We start from the raw sequence: 24,580 nt of genomic DNA, 5'->3' as shown, positions 1-24,580 counted from the left end.
TCGCTTAGTGTTTCCATTATTCTTTTATTCTTAAGGTCCAAATTTCATGCAAAGGCTTCCCTTTACTACTATAACCAGTGTGATTCCAGTCATTTCCTGTTTGATCATATTTAAAAGTCAACGTCTGACCAGACCTTGTGTTGTCTCTTGAAAAATAGTCTATCGATTCTTTATACTCTCCATTTTCAGCTAAGTATTTACCTCCTCCACAACCATAAAATTGAAATGTTTCAGTGTTAAAAGCTGTCCATTGAAAAGATCCATTCTTTAAAAATTTTAGAGTTTTTCTAGCGCGACCCGTATCCCTTCTTTTTACTTTACCGCCAGGCTCTACCCTCCCTGCCATTAACCATTTTCCATCGAGTTCTTGCTTTACATTTGAAGTCTTTTTTGCTTTGTCAGGAAAAACATACTTCAAATAAGTTATACTATCATTTATAAAGTTTGAATTAAATTCAAGTTTAATTATTAGTGTGTCCCCTTTGGATTCATAAAAACCACCTTGAGTTTTTATGAATTTAGAAGGATTATTTTGAAAAACTGTTTCTATTAGGTAATTGGAATCCATTTGGACTTTATAAGTAACGATATTACCTGATTCATTATTTTTCCATTCATAAACTTGTCCAATTATAGTTTGAAAGAAAAGCAAAAATAAAATTGTAAATTTATAATTCATTAGTTCCTGTAGTTTAAAGCTGGTTCTCTCTCGCCAATTAAAGGAATGTATTTAAAATCTTTACCTCTTTTTAAAAAAAATTCTTTTTTTGCCTGATCAATTAATTTTGGGTTATCTAATAATTGCATTCCAGTAAGTGCTATTGTTTTGGCTGCAATAAGCATTCCTTTGATTCCAATACTAGTTCCTCCAGCTGCAACAGCTTGCCAGCTATGAGCAGGAGTTCCCGGAACCCACGTGGCTGCTCCGAATCCAACTGTAGGAAGGGTAAAACTTACATCGCCAACATCAGTTGATCCAGATCCTTTAGCTTCAATTGATGGATTATAAGGCTCCACTCCTTTAACATATTCCATGTTAAGGTTTATCCCAAGACTTTTTGATATTTCTTCAGCAAATTGTTGCTCTTTATCAGAATAGTTAAAGCCTCCTATTTTTTCTAAGTTTTTGTGCACCTGTTTTTGTAGTGATTCAATATGAAGAACTTCATGAACTCCACCAATCATTTCAAAATCCATTGTGGTTCCTGTTCCAATCGCTGCTCCTTTTGCTGCATTTACAATTCTGTCAAAAATCTTGATGACTTCATCTCTTCTGGGGTGTCTTGAATAATAGTACACCTCTGCAAATGCAGGAACCACATTTGGAGCTTCACCTCCTCTTGTGATTACATAATGTATACGAGTACTTTGATCTACGTGCTCACGCATCATATTAACCATAGAATTCATAGCCTCGATTGCATCCAAAGCAGACCTTCCTTTTTCAGGAGCTGCTGCAGCATGAGCTGCAACTCCATAAAATCTAAATTTGGCTGACTTATTAGCTAAAGCGGGCTTTGGACTTGCTCCATTTGATGATGAAGGGTGCCAATGAAGTGCAACGTCAGAATCGTTAAACAATCCAGCCTTAGTCATGTACACTTTTCCAGAACCGCCTTCTTCTGCCGGGCATCCAAAAAACTTAACAGTTCCACTTTTTTTATTTATAATTAGATACTTTTTTATTGCTATTGCTGCTGCTGCAGAAGCTGTTCCAAAGAGATGATGACCACATGCATGACCAGCTTTGCCATTATTCGACATTTTATATGGTGTTGCTTTTTGAGATAGTCCAGGAAGAGCATCATATTCTCCTAAAATGGCTATTTCAGGTGAGCCTGATCCAAATGATGCTACAAAGGCAGTGGGTATTCCAGCCACACCTTTTTCAATTAAAAACCCCTCTTCTTTTAAAATTTCTTGAAGAATTTTACTACTTTCTTTTTCTTGATAACCAACCTCTGCCAAATTCCATATTGAATTTGCAGTGTTTTCATATTTTATTTTATTTTCATCAATAGTTGATAAAATATCCAAATACTCCTTCTGAGGATAAATATTAAAACAACTTAGACCAATAATCGAAAATAATATGTTTTTCATAGTATTATTATTTGTTTTTATAAATGTAATTAGAAATTTTAAAAGTTATTTTTTAAATTTTGATTCCACTCAAAAGTTTCAATTAGTTTAATAACATCCCTTTCAATGTATTTAACCGCCGGTAATATGGAATCATAATTTGGTTTGGCATAGAAATATAATGAGCCAATTAAAAAATTATTGGTGCTGTCTGTTAGAAAAAATTGTATTTGAGAAGCAGCATCACCTATAACATTAAACATAGTTCCATAAACCTTTTTTTCTTGATTAATAAAAGTTCTTTCGGGTATTTCTTTTGCTTTTCTTAAGTGCTTTGATGGTAGTTTGTATGCGTCGTTTAGAAGTGAGTCTAAGTTATTTTTAATTACTGAATATGAAAGATAAAGTGTCGCCTTCATACGAGGATAAAAAATATTTTGTCCCCTTGAAGATCTAACTATTTCAGCCACATTATTGAATTCGTAACTAAATTGTGGAGACACATTATTTATTGAATACAAGGGTTTTGGAAAGTCAAGGGACAATTTTCCTTTAGGCTTTGGTTGTTTGACTTGCGTACAACTTGTAATTAACAAAATCAAAAAAATATATCTAATCATTTATTGTGGAATAGTTACTTTTATTCTTTGAATTCTATTGTTTTCGATTGTTTCAATTACAAAAATATATCCTTCAAGTTTAAATTTTGTTCCTGGTTTTGGCATAACTTGAGTAGCTTCCAATAAGAAGCCCGCTAATGTTTCTGCATCGGCTCGAATTATGTCAAATGAGCTAGTTTCCTTTAAGTCTAAGGCTTTATAAAAATCTTTCAAGCTTGTTTTACCGTCAAAAATAAAATTATGTTTATCTAGCTGCGAATAACTCAATACCAAATCATCAAACTCATCACTTATATCTCCAACAATTTCTTCAAGAATATCTTCAAGAGTTACAAGTCCTGAAGTTCCCCCATATTCATCTACAACAATAGCTAAATGAATTTTTTTTTGTTGAAATTCAGTTAGTAAATCATCTAATTTTTTGTTTTCAGGTACATAAAAAGGTTGTTTTAATAATTTTGTCCAGTTAAATTTAAAATTATTAAAGTGAGGAAGAAGATCCTTAACATATAAAATCCCTTCTACTTTATCTAGATGGTCTGAGAAAATGGGGATTCTTGAAAACCCCTTATCTATAATTTTTGGAATAATTTCTTTCAGAGTTTCGTTTTTAGACAATGCAAACACATCTATCCGAGGACACATCACTTCTTTTGTGTCTGTGTTTCCAAAGTTTACAATTTCCTGAAGAATTTTTTGCTCTTCTTTGGTTGTCTCTTTGTCAGAAGTCAGCTCTAGGGCTTGAGATAATTGATCAACAGAAAAGTTTTCATTTTGGTTTCCAAATCTATTTTCTAAAAAATGTGTCATTTTACTCATGGGATACGTCAGAAAAAAAAGAATATAGGAATCTAATATTTTTATTGGCTGAGACATAAATTTCGCAAACCTAAGAGGATTACGATTGGCATAAACTTTTGGTAATATTTCTCCAAATAGAAGTATTGTTATGGTTACAAAACCTATTTCAATTAGTAATGTAAAGACCGGATTATAGGCTCCTTTAAAAAAGACTCTACTAATGTTTGCGAAAATTAAAACTATTGAAATATTTATAAAATTATTCGTTACCAAAATTGTAGCTAAGAGTCGTTTTGGTTTTTTAAGAAGATTTTTAATTGTTTTGACTTTTTTATCATTCTCTTCGAGATTATTTTCAATTTCGGAATTACTTAAAGAAAAAAAAGCTATTTCAGAACCAGAAACCAAAGCAGAAAGAATCAGCAAGATTATTAATAAGAAGAATTGAACAATAATGAACAAGTCCATAAATTATTTTATAGTAATATGATTTTAAAAAGGAAGGTCATCTTCTTTGTTAGAATCACTTGTTTCCTGATTTGAATTTGGAATCTCTGTTTTTTGCGGCAAAACTTCCCCTTTTCCAGATAAAAAAGTAAATTCATTAACAACTATCTCGGTGCTATATCTGTCTTTACCTTCCTGATCTTGCCATTTCCTAGTTTTAAGCTTACCTTCAATATAAATTTTATCTCCTTTCCCAATATACTTTTCGCAAACCTCTGCAGCTTTATTTCTAACAATTATGTTGTGCCATTCTGTTTGAGTGACTTTTTCTCCAGAAGATTTGTTTGTGTAACTTTCATTTGTTGCTAGAGGAAACCTACCTATACAGCCTCCCCCATCAAAATAATGCATTTTGACATCGTCTCCTAAGTGTCCAATTAACATAACCTTATTTAATGTCCCACTCATAATACAATTATTTTTAGATTCAATACGATCAAAGATAGAAAATCAAGTGAGCGTCTTATAAAATTGTACCATAAATTTTTCAATTACTACTGGAACAGGAAATTTAAATGCATTTTCTTTTTCTAACGGAAGTATGGAATTATCCGATAATCTGACTCTCCAAAACTGGATAATTAGCTTTTGATGACTTAGTTTGTGCTCAATTGGATTTTTGAAAATTGAATTAATTGAACTTGGTGTTTCCTTTGAATATTTATTAATTATTTCTTGAAACTCACCTGTTGGTTCTTTGAGGATTTTTTTAGATTCTATCATGGGAAATTGGTAGAGCTTATACCAAATGCCCTTTGATGTTATCTGCTCTAAAACAGTTTGATTTTTAGAGTTGTTAAATACTAGATAATTAAAAAATCTAGTTTTTATTTTTATTTTACCTTTTTTAATTGGGTAAAATTCTACTTTTTTGTTTTTATGAGCATAACATTTTTTGGAGAAAACACAATTTTTGCAACTAGGCGATAATGGCTTACGGTAGATTGATCCAAAATCCATTAATGCCTGGTTAAAATCTCCTGGAGAATGGCCTTTCATCAATTTATTTGCCTTAATTTTAAAAGTGTCAAAACCTTTTTTTGAATCAATAGGAGTTTTAATGCCATAAAATCGACTTAAAAATCTAAAAACATTTCCATCAACAACGGCTTCGGGAATATCAAAACATATTGAAGCTATTGCGCTAGCAGTATAATCCCCAATTCCTCTAAGTCCTTTTAATTCGCCATGAGAATTTGGAAAAGTTCCATTATAATCATTTACTATTCGATTAGCTGTTAGATGTAGATTTTGTGCCCTTGAATAGTAACCCAAACCTTGCCACATTTTATAAATATTTTCCTCTTTTGATCGCGCTAGGTCAAATATTGTTGGAAATGATTTAATAAACTTCTTGTAATAAGGAAGTCCTTGTTTAATTTTAGTTTGCTGTAAAATAATCTCAGAGAGCCATATCTTATATGGATCCTTCGTAGCTCTCCAAGGAAGGCTTCTTGAGTTAATTTTATACCAACTCATCAATGTTTTGGAAAATATCATACATTCAAATATACCTTAGACACTTAAATATAAAAAAGATGGCAAAGAGATTGTTATTAATTTATATATTTGCTAGCCTTAAATGAATTAATAATTTAAAACAAAAGAAGATGACTAAAGCGGATATCGTAACTAATATTTCAGATAAACTCGGAATAGACAAAGTAGATGTTCAAGCGACTATTGAAAATTTCATGACTGAGGTGAAACAATCGTTAGAAAACGGAGAAAATGTTTACTTACGTAGTTTCGGTAGTTTTATTATTAAAACCCGTGCAGAAAAAACTGGACGTAACATATCAAAAAATACAGCAGTTAAAATACCTGCCCACAACATTCCAGCGTTCAAGCCAGCAAAGGTTTTTACGAATAGTGTTAAAGCCAAGGTTGCTGTATCATAACTGAATTAATAACAATTAAAAGCTAGCATATATGCCCAGCGGTAAAAAACGAAAAAGACATAAGGTTGCTACTCACAAGCGAAAAAAACGCAGAAGAGCGAATCGTCATAAAAAAGCATAAGTGCAGCAGGTATTGCACTCAAAATATTAAACCTACGTTCTTTGAAATGCTTTAGTTAAATATCTAAAGCACAGGTTAAATACCTGAAAATTTATTGTTTAACCAACTATAGCTCTAAAGCTGTAGTTATAAAAATTATCAGAGTGAAGAAAGAACTGATTATCCGATCGAATTCCTCTGCTGTTGATTTTGCCCTGCTCAAGGATGGAAAATTAATTGAGCTAAACAAAGAAGTTGAAGATAATAAGTTTTCTGTAGGTGATATTTTTGTTGCCAAAATCAGAAAACCTATTCCAGGACTTAATGCTGCATTTGTAAATGTTGGCCACCAAAAAGATGGCTTCTTACATTATCATGATTTAGGACCTAAACTTCCTTCTTTATTAAAATTTATAAAACAGATAACCACAGGTAAACACAAAGATTATTTACTTAAAAGATTTAGATTTGAGAATGAAATATCAAAAGATGGAAACATTGATGAGATTTTAAAAAGTCAAGACACGACTTTAGTTCAGGTTGTAAAAGAGCCAATATCTACAAAGGGTCCTCGAGTTAGTTCAGAACTATCCTTGGCGGGCCGATTTATGGTTCTTATGCCTTTTTCAGATCGAGTATCAATTTCTCAAAAGATAGAAGAAAATAAAGAAAAAAATCGACTCAAGCGTTTAGTTCAAAGTATAAGGCCAAAGGGTTTTGGTATCATTATACGTACCGTAGCCCAAGAGCAAAAAGTAGCGGAACTTGATGCAGATTTACAACAATTACTAAACCGTTGGAAAAACCTTTGCAGGAAATTGCAGAAAATTGACAAATATCCAACAAAAGTATTGAGTGAAATAAATCGATCCTCTTCCATTCTTCGTGATATTTTTGATAACAGCTTCACTGGTATTCATATTGATGAACCAGAGATTTTTAACGAAGTGAAAGAATATGTCGAAAGTATTGCACCCAAAAAGAGAGATATTGTTAAAATGTATACTGAAACAACACCAATTTTTGATAAATATGGAGTTGAAAGGCAAATTAAAACTGCTTTTGGACAAACAGTATCAATGCAACGCGGTGCCTACCTTGTAATAGAACACACGGAAGCTCTTCACGTCATTGACGTTAATAGTGGAAATCGTTCTAATAAATCAAGAGGCCAGGAAAATACTGCTCTTGAAGTTAATATTATTGCTGCATCCGAAATAGCTCGACAGCTTAGACTCAGAGATATGGGAGGCATTATAGTAGTAGATTTCATAGATATGTCTTTTAATGAAAATCGTAAAAAGTTATTTGAGCATTTAAAAGAAGAAATGAGTCATGACCGGACAAAGCATAAAATTTTACCGCCTAGTCGATTTGGTCTAATTCAAATTACTCGCCAACGAGTGCGACCAGAGATGAATATTAAAACGAAAGAAGCTAATCCTAACATAAATGGTGAAGTAGAAGCTCCGATTGTTTTAATTGATAAAATCAACACAGAACTTAGCAAAGTTGTTAAGCACAAGCAATACAAAAATGAACATGTTTTTTTACATGTCCATCCATTTATTGCATCCTATTTGAAAGAAGGGTTTCCATCCATCCAACTCAAATGGTATTTTGAATATAAAAAATGGATACGAATTGTACCTAGAGATGCATTTCTCTACTTGAAGTATAGCTTTATGGATAAAGACCAGAAAGCTCTTCGAGCATAATTTTAAACCACCACAAACATTTTGTTTATGGTGGTTTTTTTTTGAAGTAACTTTGTTGTGTGAATAAAAAATCCTATTCAATTGATGAAGCACAAAAATTATTAGAAAACTATTGTGCTTATCAGGAAAGATCTCATAAAGAAGTTGTTGATAAGCTCAGGGGAATTAATATTATCTCTATTGGGATTGATCAAATAATTAGTCGACTAATTCAAGATAATTATTTAAATGAAAGTAGGTTTGCCAAAAGCTTTAGTAGAGGTAAATTTAGAATTAAAAAGTGGGGTAAAAAAAGAATTATTTTTCAATTAAAAAGCCACAGAGTAAGTGATTATAACATTAAAGCTGCTATTGAAGAAATAAATGATGATGAGTACATAGATACTTTAAAGAGTCTGAGTGAAAAAATATGGAAATTATCAAAAGGAGTTAGCTTATCTAGGAGAAAAGCAAAATTTATTTCTGCTCTACAGTATAGGGGTTGGGAAATAGATTTAATTTATGATCGACTAAGATATATTGAAAAAAATACATGAAGATCTAAAGATTAATCTGACAATAAAATAAGTTTATTTTTGCTCATTTCGATAGTGCCAGATTTAATTTTTAAAATAGTTTTTCCATCAACTTTTTCAAATTTACTTTTAAACTCATCACTTATTTCAAGATTTCCTTCAATCAATACATTTCCTGTTTTAAGACTAGAAACTATTGGGGCGTGGTTGTTCAACATCTGGAAATATCCGTTTAAACCTGGGACAGATACCGAAGTAACTTCACCGCTAAAAATTTTCGCTTCAGGAGATATTATTTCTAAATACATTATGATTCAGATAACATTTTGTCCCCAGCTTCAATAGCTTCTTCGATCGAACCTTTAAGGTTGAAGGCTGCTTCTGGAAGGTGATCTAACTCTCCATCCATAATCATATTAAACCCTTTAATAGTTTCTTTAATATCAACCAATACCCCTGGTATTCCAGTAAACTGTTCTGCTACATGAAAAGGCTGAGAAAGAAAACGCTGAACTCTTCTGGCCCTTCCCACAGCTAATTTATCCTCTTCCGATAATTCTTCCATTCCTAAAATTGCAATAATATCTTGCAGTTCTTTATAACGCTGAAGTAGCTCTTTTACGCGTTGAGCACAATCGTAATGTTCATCACCTAAAATATCAGCAGTAAGTATTCTAGAAGTGGAGTCAAGTGGATCCACTGCTGGATAGATTCCTAATTCTGAGATTTTACGCGAAAGAACTGTTGTTGCATCTAAGTGAGCAAAAGTTGTAGCTGGTGCTGGGTCTGTTAAATCATCAGCAGGAACATATACGGCTTGAACAGAAGTGATAGATCCTTTGTTTGTGGAGGTGATTCTCTCTTGCATTGCCCCCATTTCTGTAGCTAACGTCGGTTGATATCCAACTGCTGAAGGCATTCGACCTAATAAGGCAGAAACTTCAGATCCTGCTTGTGTAAATCTAAAAATATTATCAACAAAAAATAAAACATCTTTTCCCTTTCCATCCCCTGCGCCATCTCTAAAGTATTCAGCAATTGTAAGTCCTGACAAAGCAACTCTAGCTCTAGCGCCAGGAGGTTCATTCATTTGTCCAAAAACGAATGTAGCCTTAGATTCTTTCATTGCTGATTTATCAACTTTTTTTAAATCCCATCCACCCTCTTCCATAGAGTGCATAAAATCATCTCCATACTTGATTATTCCTGACTCAAGCATTTCCCTTAGAAGGTCATTTCCTTCTCTTGTTCTTTCTCCTACACCCGCAAAAACCGATAACCCACCATGTCCCTTGGCTATATTGTTAATTAGTTCTTGAATTAAAACTGTTTTACCTACACCCGCTCCACCAAATAAACCAATTTTTCCACCTTTTGCATACGGTTCAATTAAATCAATTACTTTAATTCCAGTAAAAAGAACTTCCGTAGCTGTAGATAACTCGTCAAAAGCAGGAGCTTCTCTATGAATTGAAAGTCCATCATGACCTGTCTTTGGAAGATTACCTAGCCCATCAATTGCATCTCCAATTACGTTAAACAATCTTCCATATATTTCCTCTCCAACTGGCATTTGGATTGGGTTTCCAGTTGCAACTACCTCAGTTCCTCTGCTTAGTCCATCTGTTGAATCCATTGATACTGTTCTAACAGTATCTTCCCCAATATGAGATTGGACCTCAAGAACTAAAATACTCCCATCCTTTTTTTTAATTTCTAATGAATCATAAATTTTAGGAAGTATATTGTTTTCTCCCGAAAAATCAACATCGACTACGGGGCCGATAATTTGTGAAACTTTCCCAATACTAATTGCCATATGTAATCGATAAAATGGTGATAATAAAACTTTTTATAAATGTGTTCACAAATATAAGGATGATTAGCAAAATTTAAATTTTTATTTACCTAAAAAACTTAGTTTTTTAAAAGTTTTTTAAATTAATATCCTTTTTCTTTCGCTATACATTCCAAATGATAATTTGTATCTCCTAAAAGACGCTGAATTACTCTTGCTCTTTTTAAGTAGAATCCAATATTAACATCGTCTGTAACCCCAATTCCACCGTGCATTTGAATGGCTTCATTTGAGGTGAGTTTTAATACTTCTCCCAATTTAGCTTTAGCCAAATGCGCATAGTTTGAAAGATTCTCGTTATTGTCATCAATGGATTGTAACGCTTTTAAAACAACAGACTTACATAGTTCAATCTCACAAAAAAGATTAGCTGCTCTGTGTTGTAGGCCTTGGTATGTTCCTATTTTAACTCCAAATTGTTGTCTTTCCTTAATATAATTCATTGTTTGGTCAAATGCAGCTTGAACACTTCCTAACATTTCACAAGAAAGTCCTATTGCTCCAATTTCAAGTATCGATTTAAGTATCTCTTTTCCTTCGACTTCAATATCAAGTTGGTTTTTTAAAGGCACAGAAACATTATCAAACGATATTGAAGAGTAACTTCCAGTATCCATCAAAATATCTGTTTTAATATCAATTCCTTTTGATTTCGAATCAACAAGAAAAAGACTTGTTGCATTATTTAAATTAGCAACAACAATCAAAAAATCAGAATTACAAGCATCGATTACCATCTTTTTTTCTCCATTAATAATAAAACTTTCTCCAGAAAGTTTTGCATTTGATTCAATAATGTTAGGATCGAAAAATGATTTTTCATCAAGCGCAAAACTCATTAGTGTTTTTCCATTCATCAATTCAGGAAGCCATTTGGATTTTAAAGTTTCGTTATCTGATAGCCTAAAGGCTGTAGCAGATAATAAAATTGAAGATATTAAAGGAGACTTAGTTAGAGTCTTACCCGTTTCCTCAAGAATTTGACCCAGCCCAGTATACCCAAATTCTAAGCCTCCATAGTTCTCAGGAATTGTTAAAGCTGTCCATCCCATCTCAACAAAACCTTCCCAAACTTTTGGATCATAAGTCTTGTAATTATTATCTCTAAGTTCTCTAAAGCTTTCCAAAGGGGAGTTAGTGGTCATAAACTCCATTGCTGATTCTTTGAGCATTTTCTGCTCCTCGGTTAAAATTAGTGCCATAGTATTTTATTTAAGATGGAAGATTTAGTACTCGTTTTGCAATTATATTAAGCTGTATTTCCGAGGTTCCACCCTCTATTGTGTTCCCCTTAGAACGACAAAATTTCCTAGCTACATCTGCGTCATTCTCATCATTAGGAATCCACAACAAAGCATTACTACCCCCAATTTGCATTAATAATTCTTCTCGCTTAACATTTAACTCCGTTCCATAATACTTAAAAAAAGAGGATAATGCTGCAACCTTTTTTCCTGTTTTATCCTCATCCACAATCCTTTGAATTGTCATATCGAAGATACTTTCATCCATTTCAAATTTTGATATTTGAGACCTAAGCATATTATCAGTTAATTTACCTGAACTTAATCCGAGTTGGTCTTTCGCTATTTCATTTATTTCTTTTTTAATATCTGTTTCTCCAACTCCACCTATCATTTGTCTCTCGTGTTGCAATAAATACTTTGCTATTGTCCACCCTTCATTTAATGTTCCAACCAAATTAGACTTTGGAACTTTAACATTATCTAAGAATGTTTCACAAAAAGGAGATTTTCCACTTATGAGTTTAATAGGCCTTACACTCACCCCCTTTGTTGCCATATCTATCAAAATAAAGCTGATGCCATTGTGCTTAGATACTTCTGTGTTGGTTCTTACTAAACAAAAGATCCAATCTGCATTATCTGCATAGGTTGTCCATACTTTGGATCCATTTATTAGATAGTGGTCTTCCTTATCCTCTGCTTTCATTTGTAGACCAGCTAAATCACTTCCAGCTCCAGGTTCACTGTATCCTTGACACCACCAGATTTTTCCTTCTACAATCTCAGGCAAGTATTTTAATTTTTGTTCCTCTGAAGCAAACTTCAAAAGAGCTGGTCCTAGCATGGCTATTCCAAAACTAAAGAGAGGTTTTCTGCAGCCTATTCTTGCCATCTCCTGAGTTAAAATGTTGTTTTCTTCGTGATTTAGACCCCCTCCCCCATATTTCTTTTCCCAATATGGGACTATCCATTTTTTATCTAGCATTTTTTCAAACCAAATTCTTTGATCATCGCTAGAGAATTTTGCATTTCTTCCACCCCAATACATATCACTTGAACCTTTAACAGGCTGTCTCATACTAATCGGACAATTTTCCTCAAGCCAAAGCCGGGTTTCTGTTCGAAAATTTCCTAAATCTACTTTTACTGTTGTTTCCATATATTTTAAAATAAATAATCAATTTTTCTTTTTTGGATAGCCTGAAAGGACATAGACCCTAACATTTTAACTCCTTTGTCTAGATCTTTAAATCTTGGATCTTTTGTGAAACCCATTTGGTAACGATAATAAATCTGTTGGATAATTCCAGCAATTTTGAAAAGTCCAAAAACGAAATAAAAAAGAATATTTTGAACAGATCGTCCAGAAGTTTCGCCATATAAATGGACTAATTCATCTCTTGATGGAACCCCTTCCAAAGAGGTAATGTTTAATTTCAATTTTTGAATCATTTCAGGGTCAGTTTTGTGAATCCAGTAACCTAAGCTAGTCCCTAAGTCCATCAAGGGATCTCCAATAGTTGACATTTCCCAATCCAAAACTGCATTTACCTCAACTTTATCTTTAATCTCAAACATAAGATTGTCAAATTTAAAATCATTATGAATTAAGCAACTTTCTGATTTGCTTGGTGTGTTTTTGGACAACCAATCAATGGTTTTATCTATCCCAATAAAATCATGAGTTTTTACATTATTGTATCTTTTAATCCATCCATTTACCTGTCTATCAACATAACCTTTGGGTTTTCCAAAATCTTGAAGCCCAATTTCTGTGGTTTTTAAAGAATGTATTTCAGAAAGAGTGTTAACAAAAGAGCTAACCAATCCTGGTATTAGATCTGATTTTGGTAATTCAGATTTGGGCTGTGATCCTCTAAAAATAGTTCCATTTACTTTTTCCATAACGTAAAACTCATCGCCAATAATTTTCTTATCATCGCAAAAAATGATAGGTAAAGGTGCTTTATTAAAGTTGTTTTTTAACGCTCCAAGAATTGTAAATTCTCTTTTCATGTCGTGTCCTGACTTTACATTTGCACCAAAGGGTGGTCTTCTTAAAACCATTTCTTGACCCCCCATTTTAAGCAAGTAAGTTAAATTTGAATATCCAGAAGGGTATTGTAAAAGCTCCAGTGGTAAAGAATTGTTTAGATTTTTATTTAAATAGCTCCTTAGAGAATCTAAATTAATTGTCTCTTCTTTGCGAACATCTGAGGCTTGATCTAATTTATACACAATACTATTTTAAATTATTTTACAGAATACCCTTTCAAAATTTGTCTAGCTAATCTACTTTTATGAACTTCATCTGCACCATCATAAATTCTAGCTGCTCTCTCATGTCTATAATATGCAGATAAAATTGTGTCATCTGTAACTCCCTTAGCTCCATGAACTTGAATTGCACAGTCCACCACCTTTTGGAGAACATTAGCACAGTAAAATTTAATTATTGAAATTTCATTTCTGGTTTTATATGCTCCTTGTGTATCAATTTTGTGAGCTGCATCCTGAACCAATAAACGTGCTGCATTAATTTCTGCTCTACATTCAGAAATCCAATTTTGAATTGTTTGTTTGTCAGCCAATTTTTGTCCATGACCAAGTTCACGTGATAAAGCTCTTTCACACATTAAGTCGAAAGAACGTTCACATATTCCTATCCACCTCATGCAGTGGTGAATTCTTCCTGGACCTAATCTCTTTTGAGCAATTGAAAAACCCTCTCCATCTTCCCCTAAAACATTTGACAAAGGAACCTCAACGTCATGAAATTTAATTTCTGCGTGACTTTCCCATCCTCCACCTGGATGGCCCATTATTTGAATATTTCTTAAAAACTCAACTCCTTTAGTTTTTGTTGGAACAATAATTTGACTTGCTTTTTTGTATGGATTATCAGAGTCTGGTTTAGAAACTAACATTACAATTGCAAACTCAGCTCCATCAAATCCGGAGGTAAACCATTTATGGCCGTTAATTTTGTATTTTTCTCCTTCTATTATTGCGGTAGTTCCCATATTTACTGGATTAGATCCAGCAAAGTCTGGTTCGGTCATGGCAAAGCAACTTCGTATTTTTCCGTCTAGTAATGGTTGCAAATATTTTTCTTTTTGTTCTTTAGTCCCAAACTCCATGAGGATCTCCATGTTTCCAGCATCTGGTGCTTGACAATTAAAAACATAATGGCCATAGGGACTTGCTCCTAATATTTCGCTTACCTCTCCGTGTTCTGAGTTTGACAAACCTAAACCACCATAATTTTTTGAGACTTGAGGAAGCCAAAGTCCTTGATTCTTAACTTTACTTCTTAATTCATTTAGTTTAGGAAGCTTTTCGTCCCATTCACAGTTTAAAATCCAGGGCTCAAGCGGGTATAATTCATCCTTGACGAACTTGGTGATTTTTGATTTTATTTCTTCGAAATTCATTATTGTTTATTATTCTCCTTTAAAATTTGGTTTTCTTTTTTCAATAAAAGCTGTCACACCTTCTTTAAGATCATGACTTTTAAAAGCCAAAACTTGACGTTCTGCTTCAAATGCAATTGTACTGTTTAAATCGTTATTCATCGAATGAACAATATCCTCTTTTGTAATACCTATTGCTAAGGTTGGTCTCTTAGCTAATTCTTTTGCCCAGTCCATAGCATCATTTAAAATCTCTTCATTTTCAACTACTCTGTTAGTCAAGCCTAACTCGAGACATTCCTGACCCATAACTTTTTTTCCACTTATTGCAATTTCAAAAGCCTTGCTATATCCAACCTGTCTTGATAAAAGCCAGCTTGCACCACCGTCTGGCCCTAATCCAATATTAACAAATGCATATAGTATTGCACTTTTATCACTCATTACTCTTAAATCACACGCAAGTGCAAAAGCTGCACCAACTCCAGCTGCAGTTCCATTGATAGCTCCAATAATTGGTTTGTTAAGATTAAAAAATTTATGCATTAAAGGCTGGTATTGGTCGATAATGTAGTCTCTTCTTTGTTCTGGCGTTACTTCTCCTCCAAAAACCATCATATCCGCTCCAGCACAAAATCCTTTACCTAATCCTGTTAAAACAATTGCTCTTACTGAGTCATCCTCCTTTGCTTTGTCAAGAGATGTAGAAATCCCATCTGCTAAATCTTGATTAACTGCGTTATACCTGTCCGGTCTATTTAGTTTAATTAATGCTACCCCTTCAGACACCTCGTACAATACTGCTTTTTCCATAATCTATTTTTTGTAGGCAAGTGCTAGAAGTTCTGCCACACAAGCTGGCTTCTCTTCTCCTTCCAATTCGATAACTACTTTTAATTTATATTTCGCTCCCTTAGGGGTTGAATCAAACTCCATTAAAGAAACTCTACCCCTATATTTTGATCCTGAAAGAGTTGCGTTAGTAAATCTTACTTTATCTAATCCATAATTGATGACCATTCCAACATTATTGAGTTCAAATGTTTCAAACATAATTTTGGAGCTCATCGATAGCATTAAAAATCCGTGAGCTATTGTTGTTTTATATGGTGATTCCTTCTCACATTTTTCTTTATCAAGATGTATCCACTGATGATCCTCCGTTGCATCAGCAAAAATATTGATTCGGTCCTGATCCATTTCATACCAGTTGGTTAGTCCTATTTCTTTACCCAAAGAACTTTCTAATTCGTCAACAGAATTAAAACTTGATTTGTATGCATTATTTTTAATTTCTTCCATAAAATATATTTTAAATTGTCATGTGGCCTCCATCGGCTGTATAAATTCCTCCTGTAGAATAACTTCCCGCTGAGGACGCTAAATAGACTGCCAGTCCACTCATTTCTATTGGCTCAGCTACTCTTCCCGCTGGTAGTTGATTTTTAACCTGATCTAGCAAAGCTTCATTTTTCCATAATGCCGAGCTAAATTTTGTTTTTATTAAACCTGGACAAATGGCATTTGATCGAATACCGTATTTTCCCCACTCCTTTGCTTGTACTTGAGTTAGCATAATAACGGCTGCTTTGGTAACGCTATAGATGCCCAGTCCTAAACTTGGCTTCAGCCCTTCAACACTTGCAATATTAATTACTGATCCCTTTTTTTCTTTTTTCAGGTATGGAAAACAGAGATTGCTTAAATCAAATACGGATTTAAGATTAACATTAAACATTTTATCGTAAACTTCACTGCTCATGTTTTCAATTGAATCATAAACAGGATTTATCGCAGCATTGTTCACTAAAATATCTATTTTTCCAAAAGTCTCAATTGTTTTTTTAACAAGATTTTTTCTTTGGATTTCATCCCCAACATGACACGATTCCGCTATGGCTGTAAGTCCATCTTTTTTAAATTGCTCTACAACAAAATCTAAAGATTCTTGATTTCTACTACTTAAAACAACTTTAGCTCCGTATTCCGCCAGTCCCCGAGCTATTGCCAAACCAATTCCTTTGCTTGACCCAGTTATAATAGCAACTTTTCCTTCTAATTCAAATAAACTTCTTGTACTCATAATATTATCTGATTACATCGGCATCGCACCTCCATTTGCATGGAGAGTAATTCCACTAATAAAACTAGCTTCTTTTGATGCTAAAAACAAATAGGAGTGGCCCATATCTTCGGCTGTTCCAATTCGTCCTACTGGTATTTGAGCAATTCCAGCTTTTATAATTTCATCTGGCATAGAGTCTGACATTACAGACTTAATAAATCCAGGGGCAACAGCATTAACTGTTACACCAAACCTTCCCACTTCCTTACACAAAGCTCTTGTAAACCCAGAAACACCTGCTTTTGTTGCTGCATAATTAGCTTGTCCAAAAGCTCCCTGAAACCCATTAATTGAAGATGCTGAAATAATTCGACCATAACCGGCTTCTCTCATATGTGGAAGAACAGCTTGGGTAGTAACAAAAAGAGCATTTAAATTTATGTTAATTACTGTGTTCCATTCTTCAGAAGACATTTTTAAAAAAGAACGATCCCGGATAACTCCTGCATTATTTATTAAAATATCTATTTTTCCATGCTTTGTTATAATTTCCTTTACAGCACTTCCAACACTTTCAGCATTTGTAATATCAACTTTTTGAAAGAATATGGATCCTCCTTTTGAAGATATTCTATTAGCAGTATCTTCCCCTGAATCAAGGACATCCCAAAGAGCAACAGTTGCTCCTGCCTTACAAAAGACTTCACAAATTCCTTCACCTATACCCCTGGCTCCACCAGTAATAATAGCTATTTGACCATCTAAACTATACATATCATTTAATTTTTTATGTTTTACAATTACACTGTTTAAATTACTTCCCATCCACAAAGGACCTTCGTGTTCAGTAGCCGAAGTTAACAAATTTGTTTGACCTGTCGAATCTTGAAGATTATAGAGTGTTTTCTCATTCTCATCAACTTCTAAAACAAAACCATATGAATCATAAGGACTAGGGTTTTGAGCAAAGCTTGGAAGCCTCCTGATAAGTTTTCTTAATCCTGGACTTGTTAGTAACTCTTAAAAATCGTTGTTTCTATAAGTTACCATTGCAATCCAGTATACTCCATTGTAATAGGTTAATTTTCTGTGTTTGTTATTCTTACCCCTTCCAAGAATCGATTAAATATTCCTTTTTAAATATTATTTTCAAAAACTAATATAATATACTAAAAAATTAAAAAAACTTGTATTTTAAATACAGATTTTGAAGTTTCAACCAACCACAAATAAAAGAGCCAAAAATAGATTTCAAAGGATTTATATCGAATCGCATATTTAAGTTCTTCAAATGTCTTTTGATCTCCTTTCCCTGTTTTACAAATAGACCTAAAAATAGAAAGAGCAACAAATGTTGCTCTTTCTATTACTTAAATTTTGCCTTATACATAAGACGACTATAACCCTAAGAGGCTTTTAGTCTGAGTGCTTATTACTAAAATGAAAAACCTGCTTTTAACAATACTCTTCTTCTAATAATTGGCATTGACGGGAATGCTCTATATTTTTGATCGAATAAATTTGTTGCAGTTAAATCCAATTGAATTTTTCCAAATTTTCTTCCAATACTAAAATCAACAAGATTTTTCTCTTGAACATCTCCTCCAAAAAGTCCTTGATCTGAGAAAAAAGAATCATCGTGTTGGAAAGCGATACTAGACCTGAACCCATTGGCTCCAGTTAATTTAGCACCCAATCTATATTTCCATGCTGGTGCATTTAAGTAGGATGTAAACAATAATCCATCGTCACCATAAGTGCCTGGAATCCATTCGGTTTGACTCAACCAAGAAGCATTACCCCAAAGTGTTAAGTTTTGAGATGCATAATAATCAACAGAAAGGTCTGCACCAAAGTGACTTCTTTCAGCATCTGCATACGCACGATATCCACTAGAAATGTGGGTCATATTATCCACAGGAACACGATCCGATTCTACCGCTCCTAATGCTGCAAAATTATATGTTCCATCCGGTTGCAATGCGCCACCACCTATGGCAGCAAGACCTACTGTAGGAGCCGTAATTCCCTGCGAGTAAGCTCCACCTGCAAATGCAGCTAGACCTCCAACTGCCTGAGCAATCAATGCAGGACCAGCAGATGCTTGATTTACAGCGATTGCTGTAGCAAGATTTGGCATAGGAGCTACGGTCTGTCCAATTGCTGCTGAAATTGCTGCTGCAGTTGCAACATCTAATCCATTAGCAGAAAGACCTTCAAAAGTAACTCCAGCACCAGCTAGTTGAGTTGCTGCAGCTTGATATCCAGCTGTTGCTGCTTGGGCAATTCCACCGTTTACGATAGCTGTAACGCCCGGAGTAACTCCAGCTGCAACGGAAGCACCAACTTGGGCTCCATATGCTGCTGCATCTAAGCCTTTTAAACTAAATGCTGGGGCAAGTGCAGTAAATTGAGTAAAGCCTTTTCTACTGTAGCTATATACATCTAAACCTACCGCCCATTTGTCTTTTATTAATCCTTTATAACCAACTTCCCACGTTTCAACTGTCCCTATTCTTGCAGAAGGCGCATCGGTTCCTTCAGACATAGGCTGCCCGTTAAGGGGATTGAATCCAGCAAAAACTCCATTAAATCCTGGTAGGGTAGCAGCGGAAGCATTATAGGTGTTTAGATAAGACTCTAATACTCCAGCAAATGGGAGTAAAGAAGAGCCATCATAACCTAAAGCGGGGTTTGCAACACCAAGTGCTGCAACAGCTCCAGCAGCTGAAGCGCCACCCACGGCTCCTGTTATCACACCATTAGGTAATCCAGGTGTAGCAATAGGTAGGCTTAGTCCTAATCCTGCAAGCTCAAATTGTTGTTGGGCTGCTGGACCAAAAGTTACAGGCCTAATCTGACCGTTTAACCATACATCAAAAACACCTGGCACAAGAGTATTGACTGGAAAGTCAATATATGTATTAAGCGCAGCAGGTCCAAAAGTTGCTATACTATAGGAAGCACGAAATGAATTTCTTTCATCTGGCTTGAAAACAAGTGCAAACCTAGGAGCAAATTTCCCTTTATCTATAAAGTTGATCTTGTCATATCTTCCTGTGTAAGTCATCGATAGTTTATCTGAAAGATCTGTTTTACCCTGAAGGTAAACCCCCCCAATTATAAAGTCATCATTAGGATCTTCTCTTCCGTATAGCGTCGATTCAGAATCCGATCCATTGTCACGGTAATCGAACCCTGCTATAAAGTCAGAGTTAAGTGAAGGAATCTCGAAGTTATATTGAACTTGTGTTTCAAGTGCAGTTCTTTTTGCTACCTGACGAAATCCTGTTCCATATAAGAAAGTAGGGTTTTTTTCATCTCCACCATCGTTGTAGTTGTAATATGCATTCATAAACCATCTACCACTAGTCAAACGCGCTTGAACCCAATAGTCAGTTCCTTGAGTTACTCCAGATCCTTGAGCATTAAAAAACAACCCATTACCACTGGCTAAACCAGCAGATAGATATCCTGTTGTTTTATCACTTGGACGAAATTCCATGTGAGCATTCACAGCATAATTTGAATAGTCGTTAAGAAGTGGATTACCATCCCCGTCAGGATCCATATCAGCTGGTCCCAATAATTGGGTTCCGGCTTGTGTTGCATCTATATATCCACCTGGTCCAACTACTGGTTGATTTACCGTAGTAGAAAGAGAGCTAATATATTTTGCGTCTTCAATTGGATCTAATTTAAATTCATCTCCTTGAGTATATTTTGCATTTATTTTCCATCCAAAAGTTTTGGAAGAATTTGAAAATGCGTGACGAATTGTTCCACCGGTGGTTGATTGAGATCCACCAAAAAATTCAGCAGAAGTTCCTGGGTGGGTAATAGCACTTTTGGATATAAAGTGAACTACACCAGATGTAACATTTGGTCCATATAGTGCACCAGCTGGGCCTCTCACGACTTCTATTTGCTCTAAGTCAAGATTGGAAAGTCCAGACTGATATGTTAGAAATAATCCCGCAGAAGGCGTTACCAAAAATCTATAATCTAGCATTACAAATGTGCTTGTTCCAAAAACACCCGCACCAGCTCGCATTTCAATATTTATTGAGTTTGCAGATTGTTGTTGAATCTGAACTCCAGGTACATTTACCAATTGAGCAGCAGGATCCTGAACATAAGCTGAATTTTGAATATCTGCAGAGTTTATAATTGTAACAGATGCCGGAGAGTCTTGAACAGTCTCTGGTCTTCTAGAGGCAGAAACGACAATTTCATCCAACTTAGTCCCCGATGTTAAGCTTACGTTAACTTCCTGATCTGCGCTTGTTACCTCAACAGTCTGAGAGGCAAAACCCACAGAACTAACCACTATATTAAAAGGTAGTGCTTGACTAGTTTTAATAGTATAATTTCCATCAAAATCGGAAACTACACCCTGATTTGTGCCTTGAATCACGATATTAACCCCAGGTATGGGATCATTATTCTCGTCTGTAACAGATCCATTAACAGTATTTTGCGCAATGGCAAAAGGAGCAATTAATGAAAAAGTAAAGGCTATTAAAGTCTTAATAAACGTTGTTTTCATAAAATTTGTGTTTGATTTTTAAGATAAAAAATTTAGTATTTTATTTATCATTGGTTTTAAAATTGGCCTTGACATGTCATGACCCATACTTCGAATATAGTATTTTTTGGCGGTCAAATGAAACTTTAGATACTATTTCGCATGTTCAATTGATATAAGAGGATCGTTAAGTCCATGAATTACAAGTGTTTGTGCTTTTATTTCACCCAATCTGTGCAATCTAGATTTAGAGAGCTTTATTGCCTGAATATATTGTTTTTGTGCGTGCACATTAAAACCGTTATGGTACTTAATTTCATAATAAATAGCCTGAAATTATATGTTTAAATTTAAAGTAGAATTTAATTTTTCTATAAATTATACTCAATATGCAATAAATTTGAATATTTTAGTATTACAAATACAATACTTTGCTTGAATCACTAAATAAAACTAAGAAAAAAATAATACTTCGTTCTATTGATCTATTTAATAAGGATGGCGTTTTTAACGTCCTTAATCAAGAAATCGCGAAGGCCTCCGGGATTAGTTTAAGTAATTTTAATTATCATTTTCCAACAAAAAGAGATCTGATTTTATCTGTTTGCGGATATATGAGATACATATTAAACAAAAGATTAAACGAGAATAAACTTTTGATAAATGATTCCATTCCATTAGAGGTTGTGAGAATTTATTTGGAGTTTGAAAATGAATTTAAGTTTTTCTACTTAGACACCCACAACATTCTTAAATCCTACAAAGATCTTAATAAAGAAATAGCGTTTCAAATACATGAGGCTGTCCAAATAATAAAGAATATGATATATGTTTCAGTTGGAAAGGGATACATTGTTCACGGACCTGGAATTATTGAAAATACCTACGATGAGCTTTCCAATCAAATCTGGATGACCTGCCACTTTTGGTATGTTCAGTCCCATTTCAGAGGTGAAAAAGAAAATATTATAAATAAAGGACTAAAGGCCTGCCATGGTCTTATGGCTCCTTATTTAACATCCAAAGGCATTGAAAAATATCAAGAATTTTTAAATAAACAAAATAATTAAACTTATGAGAGAGGCACTAATAGTATCCACAGCCAGAACCCCAATTGGAAAAGCTTATAGAGGTGCTTATAACAACACAACAGCTCCTGAGCTTGGCGGAATTGCAATCAAAAGTGCTATCGAAAAAGTTGGGATAGCTGCTGAAAAAATTGACGATGTGATAATGGGTTGTGCAATGCAGCAGGGTACTTCTGGTGGAAATATTGCTAGATTGGCAGCTTTATCTGCCGGCCTTCCAAATACAGTAAGCGGAATGAGTATTGACAGGCAGTGCTCTTCAGGTATGATGGCAATAGCCACAGCAGCAAAACAAATTATTGTTGACGGCATGGAATCGGTTATTGGAGGAGGTCTTGAGTCGATCAGTCTTGTTCAAAACAAGTCAATGAACACCCATAGAATGATTGATAAAAAACTAATTAAGAAGCAAAAAAATATTTATATGCCCATGCTTCAAACAGCTGAAATTGTATCGGATCGATACAAAATTTCTAGAGAAGCTCAAGATGAATACGCTCTTCAAAGTCAGATAAAAACTGCAGCAGCTCAGGAGTCTGGAAAATTTATAGATGAAATTGTGCCGACAACTACCGAAATGACGGTCTTCAATAAAGAAACAGAAGAAACTTCTTATGAAAATATAACTCTAAGTATAGACCAAGGAAACAGACCTACTACTTCAATAGAGGGCTTAAATAAATTAAACCCTGTTATTGAAAACGGATATATTACTGCAGGAAATGCAAGTCAACTTTCGGATGGTGCCTCCGCATGTTTATTAATGGAAGCAAAAACTGCAGCTATAAATAATGTAACTCCTTTAGGTATATATAGGGGAATTTCAGTAGCTGGCTGCGCACCCGATGAAATGGGGATTGGTCCTGTTTTTGCTATTCCAAAATTATTAAAACAGCACGGTCTTACTATTAATGATATAGGTCTATGGGAACTAAATGAGGCTTTTGCAGTGCAGGTAATTTATTGCAGAGACTATCTTGGTATTTCTGATGACATACTAAATGTTAATGGAGGAAGTATTTCAATCGGACACCCCTACGGAATGTCTGGGTCAAGAATGGTAGGACATGCTTTAATCGAAGGTAAAAGAAGAGGCGTGAAGTATGTTGTCTCAACAATGTGTGTTGGTGGAGGAATGGGAGCTGCAGGTCTTTTTGAGGTAATCTAATTTTTATATCCAATGAAAAATATTTTCTACTACACGGTTAGATCCATTATGGAGTTGGGTTTTTATTTTTATTTCAAAAAAATAACTGTGTATGGAAAAGAAAAAATTCCAAAAGAAGGGGGTGTTATAGTATCTCCAAATCATCAAAACGGAATAATTGATCCCTTTGTTGTTGGGGGAAATTATCCAGATGTACTAACCTCCTTAACTCGAGCAGATGTGTTTGGCGGATTTTTTCATTCTGTATTCACGGCCATGAACATGATCCCAGTATACAGGATAAGAGATGGTTTCGATAGCCTAAAATATAACGACAGTGTTTTTGAAAAATGTTATAAGCTACTCGAATCGGAGAATTCAATACAAATTTTTTCAGAAGCTCGTCAACATGAAAATTATTTCCTAATTCCTATCTCAAAAGGAAGTAGCAGGCTGGCCTTTAATGCCCAAAAAAAATATCCCAATAAGAATATTTATTTGCAACCTGTAGGGATAAACTATAGCAGCCGAAGAAATCCTTTGGCTTTTATTCATCTGGTTTATGGAGATCCAATTCTTGTGAAAGAATATATTGATCCGGCCATTTCAGAACCAAAACAAATTAATCTACTTAGAAACGCCCTTCAATCCGCTATGAAATCATGTTTGTGGATTCCTGATAATGGAAAAGAATATGAAAAACAATGTGAAATCATAAATAACCTAACAGGAAAGGAATCATTTGACGAAATAAGAAAGACCATAAAAAATATTGACAAAACATCTATAAAAAATGAATTCTGGTCAAAATCAAAACATAAAGAATATCTCTTGAATAAATTAGTTGGCGGCATAGGTTTAGTTTTAAATTGGCCAATTCTATATTTAACAAAACTTGTCTTATCAAAAATTGATGATGTAGTTTACTACAGCACTGCGAAATTTTATTGCGCCTTGTTTTTTCTCCCTATTTGGTGGATATTACAATGG

The 24,580-nt window shown here is 34.3% G+C and carries 23 protein-coding genes; 6 read left to right on the top strand and 17 right to left on the bottom strand.

The features are described from left to right. Positions 1 to 16: 16 nt before the first annotated feature. Genes AC3ATN_RS02365 through AC3ATN_RS02340 form a run of 6 tightly spaced genes read right to left on the bottom strand, consistent with a single transcriptional unit; the run spans position 17 to position 5,489 of the window. Complete coding sequence (locus AC3ATN_RS02365) at positions 17 to 679, bottom strand: hypothetical protein (RefSeq protein WP_487531624.1); 663 nt, start codon at positions 677 to 679, stop codon at positions 17 to 19. Beyond that, positions 679 to 2,103, bottom strand: coding sequence for an amidohydrolase (locus tag AC3ATN_RS02360; protein WP_487531623.1), 1,425 nt, complete (start codon positions 2,101 to 2,103; stop codon positions 679 to 681). The genes AC3ATN_RS02365 and AC3ATN_RS02360 overlap by 1 nt, the downstream gene beginning before the upstream one ends. 38 nt (positions 2,104 to 2,141) lie before the next feature. Continuing rightward, positions 2,142 to 2,702, bottom strand: a complete 561-nt coding sequence (gldD, locus tag AC3ATN_RS02355) for a gliding motility lipoprotein GldD (protein ID WP_487531622.1) — start codon at positions 2,700 to 2,702, stop codon at positions 2,142 to 2,144. Continuing rightward, positions 2,703 to 3,971: a gliding motility-associated protein GldE gene (gene gldE / locus AC3ATN_RS02350; protein ID WP_487531621.1), complete on the bottom strand. Its 1,269-nt coding sequence runs from the start codon at positions 3,969 to 3,971 to the stop codon at positions 2,703 to 2,705. It abuts the gene before it with no gap. Positions 3,972 to 3,995: 24 nt separating this feature from the next. Continuing rightward, positions 3,996 to 4,418 carry a single-stranded DNA-binding protein gene (locus AC3ATN_RS02345; RefSeq protein ID WP_487531620.1) on the bottom strand — a complete coding sequence of 141 codons (423 nt, stop codon included), beginning with the start codon at positions 4,416 to 4,418 and terminating at the stop codon, positions 3,996 to 3,998. Positions 4,419 to 4,460: 42 nt separating this feature from the next. Next, positions 4,461 to 5,489 carry an A/G-specific adenine glycosylase gene (locus AC3ATN_RS02340; protein WP_487531619.1) on the bottom strand — a complete coding sequence of 343 codons (1,029 nt, stop codon included), beginning with the start codon at positions 5,487 to 5,489 and terminating at the stop codon, positions 4,461 to 4,463. Positions 5,490 to 5,620: 131 nt separating this feature from the next. On the opposite strand from AC3ATN_RS02340, the gene AC3ATN_RS02335 reads away from it, so the two are divergent. From AC3ATN_RS02335 to AC3ATN_RS02325, 3 genes are all read left to right on the top strand, one after another. Beyond that, complete coding sequence (locus AC3ATN_RS02335) at positions 5,621 to 5,911, top strand: HU family DNA-binding protein (RefSeq protein ID WP_487531618.1); 291 nt, start codon at positions 5,621 to 5,623, stop codon at positions 5,909 to 5,911. A 264-nt stretch (positions 5,912 to 6,175) separates the two neighbouring features. Further along, positions 6,176 to 7,729 (top strand): Rne/Rng family ribonuclease, encoded by a 1,554-nt coding sequence (locus AC3ATN_RS02330; protein ID WP_487531617.1) that lies wholly within the window; start codon positions 6,176 to 6,178, stop codon positions 7,727 to 7,729. A 59-nt stretch (positions 7,730 to 7,788) separates the two neighbouring features. Further along, positions 7,789 to 8,265, top strand: a complete 477-nt coding sequence (locus AC3ATN_RS02325; protein ID WP_487531616.1) for a regulatory protein RecX — start codon at positions 7,789 to 7,791, stop codon at positions 8,263 to 8,265. A gap of 11 nt (positions 8,266 to 8,276) precedes the next feature. Here AC3ATN_RS02325 and AC3ATN_RS02320 read toward each other — a convergent pair whose 3' ends face one another. From AC3ATN_RS02320 to AC3ATN_RS02270, 11 genes are all read right to left on the bottom strand, one after another. Continuing rightward, the gene (locus tag AC3ATN_RS02320) at positions 8,277 to 8,552 is read right to left on the bottom strand and encodes a FoF1 ATP synthase subunit delta/epsilon (RefSeq protein ID WP_487531615.1); all 276 of its coding nucleotides are present in this window, start codon (positions 8,550 to 8,552) and stop codon (positions 8,277 to 8,279) included. Further along, positions 8,552 to 10,063 (bottom strand): F0F1 ATP synthase subunit beta, encoded by a 1,512-nt coding sequence (gene atpD / locus AC3ATN_RS02315; RefSeq protein WP_487531614.1) that lies wholly within the window; start codon positions 10,061 to 10,063, stop codon positions 8,552 to 8,554. Before atpD ends, AC3ATN_RS02320 begins: the two co-directional genes overlap by 1 nt. Positions 10,064 to 10,185: 122 nt before the next feature. Then, a complete protein-coding gene (locus tag AC3ATN_RS02310; protein ID WP_487531613.1) occupies positions 10,186 to 11,304 on the bottom strand; it encodes an acyl-CoA dehydrogenase family protein in 1,119 nt (372 codons plus the stop codon). A 10-nt stretch (positions 11,305 to 11,314) separates the two neighbouring features. Then, positions 11,315 to 12,508, bottom strand: a complete 1,194-nt coding sequence (locus AC3ATN_RS02305) for an acyl-CoA dehydrogenase family protein (RefSeq protein ID WP_487531612.1) — start codon at positions 12,506 to 12,508, stop codon at positions 11,315 to 11,317. A 5-nt stretch (positions 12,509 to 12,513) separates the two neighbouring features. Continuing rightward, positions 12,514 to 13,587, bottom strand: a complete 1,074-nt coding sequence (locus AC3ATN_RS02300) for a phosphotransferase family protein (RefSeq protein WP_487531611.1) — start codon at positions 13,585 to 13,587, stop codon at positions 12,514 to 12,516. A gap of 14 nt (positions 13,588 to 13,601) precedes the next feature. After that, positions 13,602 to 14,783 (bottom strand): acyl-CoA dehydrogenase family protein, encoded by a 1,182-nt coding sequence (locus AC3ATN_RS02295; RefSeq protein WP_487531610.1) that lies wholly within the window; start codon positions 14,781 to 14,783, stop codon positions 13,602 to 13,604. Between the two features lie 9 nt (positions 14,784 to 14,792). Further along, complete coding sequence (locus AC3ATN_RS02290) at positions 14,793 to 15,575, bottom strand: enoyl-CoA hydratase/isomerase family protein (RefSeq protein WP_487531609.1); 783 nt, start codon at positions 15,573 to 15,575, stop codon at positions 14,793 to 14,795. A gap of 3 nt (positions 15,576 to 15,578) precedes the next feature. After that, positions 15,579 to 16,064: a MaoC family dehydratase gene (locus AC3ATN_RS02285; RefSeq protein WP_487531608.1), complete on the bottom strand. Its 486-nt coding sequence runs from the start codon at positions 16,062 to 16,064 to the stop codon at positions 15,579 to 15,581. Between the two features lie 10 nt (positions 16,065 to 16,074). Next, a complete protein-coding gene (locus AC3ATN_RS02280; RefSeq protein WP_487531607.1) occupies positions 16,075 to 16,845 on the bottom strand; it encodes an SDR family NAD(P)-dependent oxidoreductase in 771 nt (256 codons plus the stop codon). Positions 16,846 to 16,857: 12 nt separating this feature from the next. Next, positions 16,858 to 17,691 (bottom strand): 3-oxoacyl-ACP reductase FabG, encoded by an 834-nt coding sequence (gene fabG, locus AC3ATN_RS02275; protein ID WP_487531606.1) that lies wholly within the window; start codon positions 17,689 to 17,691, stop codon positions 16,858 to 16,860. A gap of 571 nt (positions 17,692 to 18,262) precedes the next feature. Next, entirely contained in the window at positions 18,263 to 21,376 is a 3,114-nt protein-coding gene (locus AC3ATN_RS02270) for a TonB-dependent receptor (RefSeq protein ID WP_487531605.1), read from the bottom strand. A 410-nt stretch (positions 21,377 to 21,786) separates the two neighbouring features. Between AC3ATN_RS02270 and AC3ATN_RS02265 the strand changes: the two genes are divergently transcribed. The 3 genes from AC3ATN_RS02265 to AC3ATN_RS02255 all read left to right on the top strand — a co-directional run. Then, positions 21,787 to 22,425, top strand: a complete 639-nt coding sequence (locus AC3ATN_RS02265; RefSeq protein ID WP_487531604.1) for a TetR/AcrR family transcriptional regulator — start codon at positions 21,787 to 21,789, stop codon at positions 22,423 to 22,425. Between the two features lie 4 nt (positions 22,426 to 22,429). Then, entirely contained in the window at positions 22,430 to 23,611 is a 1,182-nt protein-coding gene (locus AC3ATN_RS02260; RefSeq protein ID WP_487531603.1) for an acetyl-CoA C-acyltransferase, read from the top strand. A 12-nt stretch (positions 23,612 to 23,623) separates the two neighbouring features. Further along, positions 23,624 to 24,580, top strand: a 957-nt coding sequence (locus AC3ATN_RS02255) for a 1-acyl-sn-glycerol-3-phosphate acyltransferase (RefSeq protein WP_487531602.1), incomplete at its 3' end; no start/stop codon positions are given.

It is taken from the genome of Candidatus Marivariicella sp. (assembly GCF_983056325.1).
The sequence above is the reverse complement of the archived record's forward strand: the minus strand, read 5'-3'. Positions and strand labels throughout refer to the sequence as shown.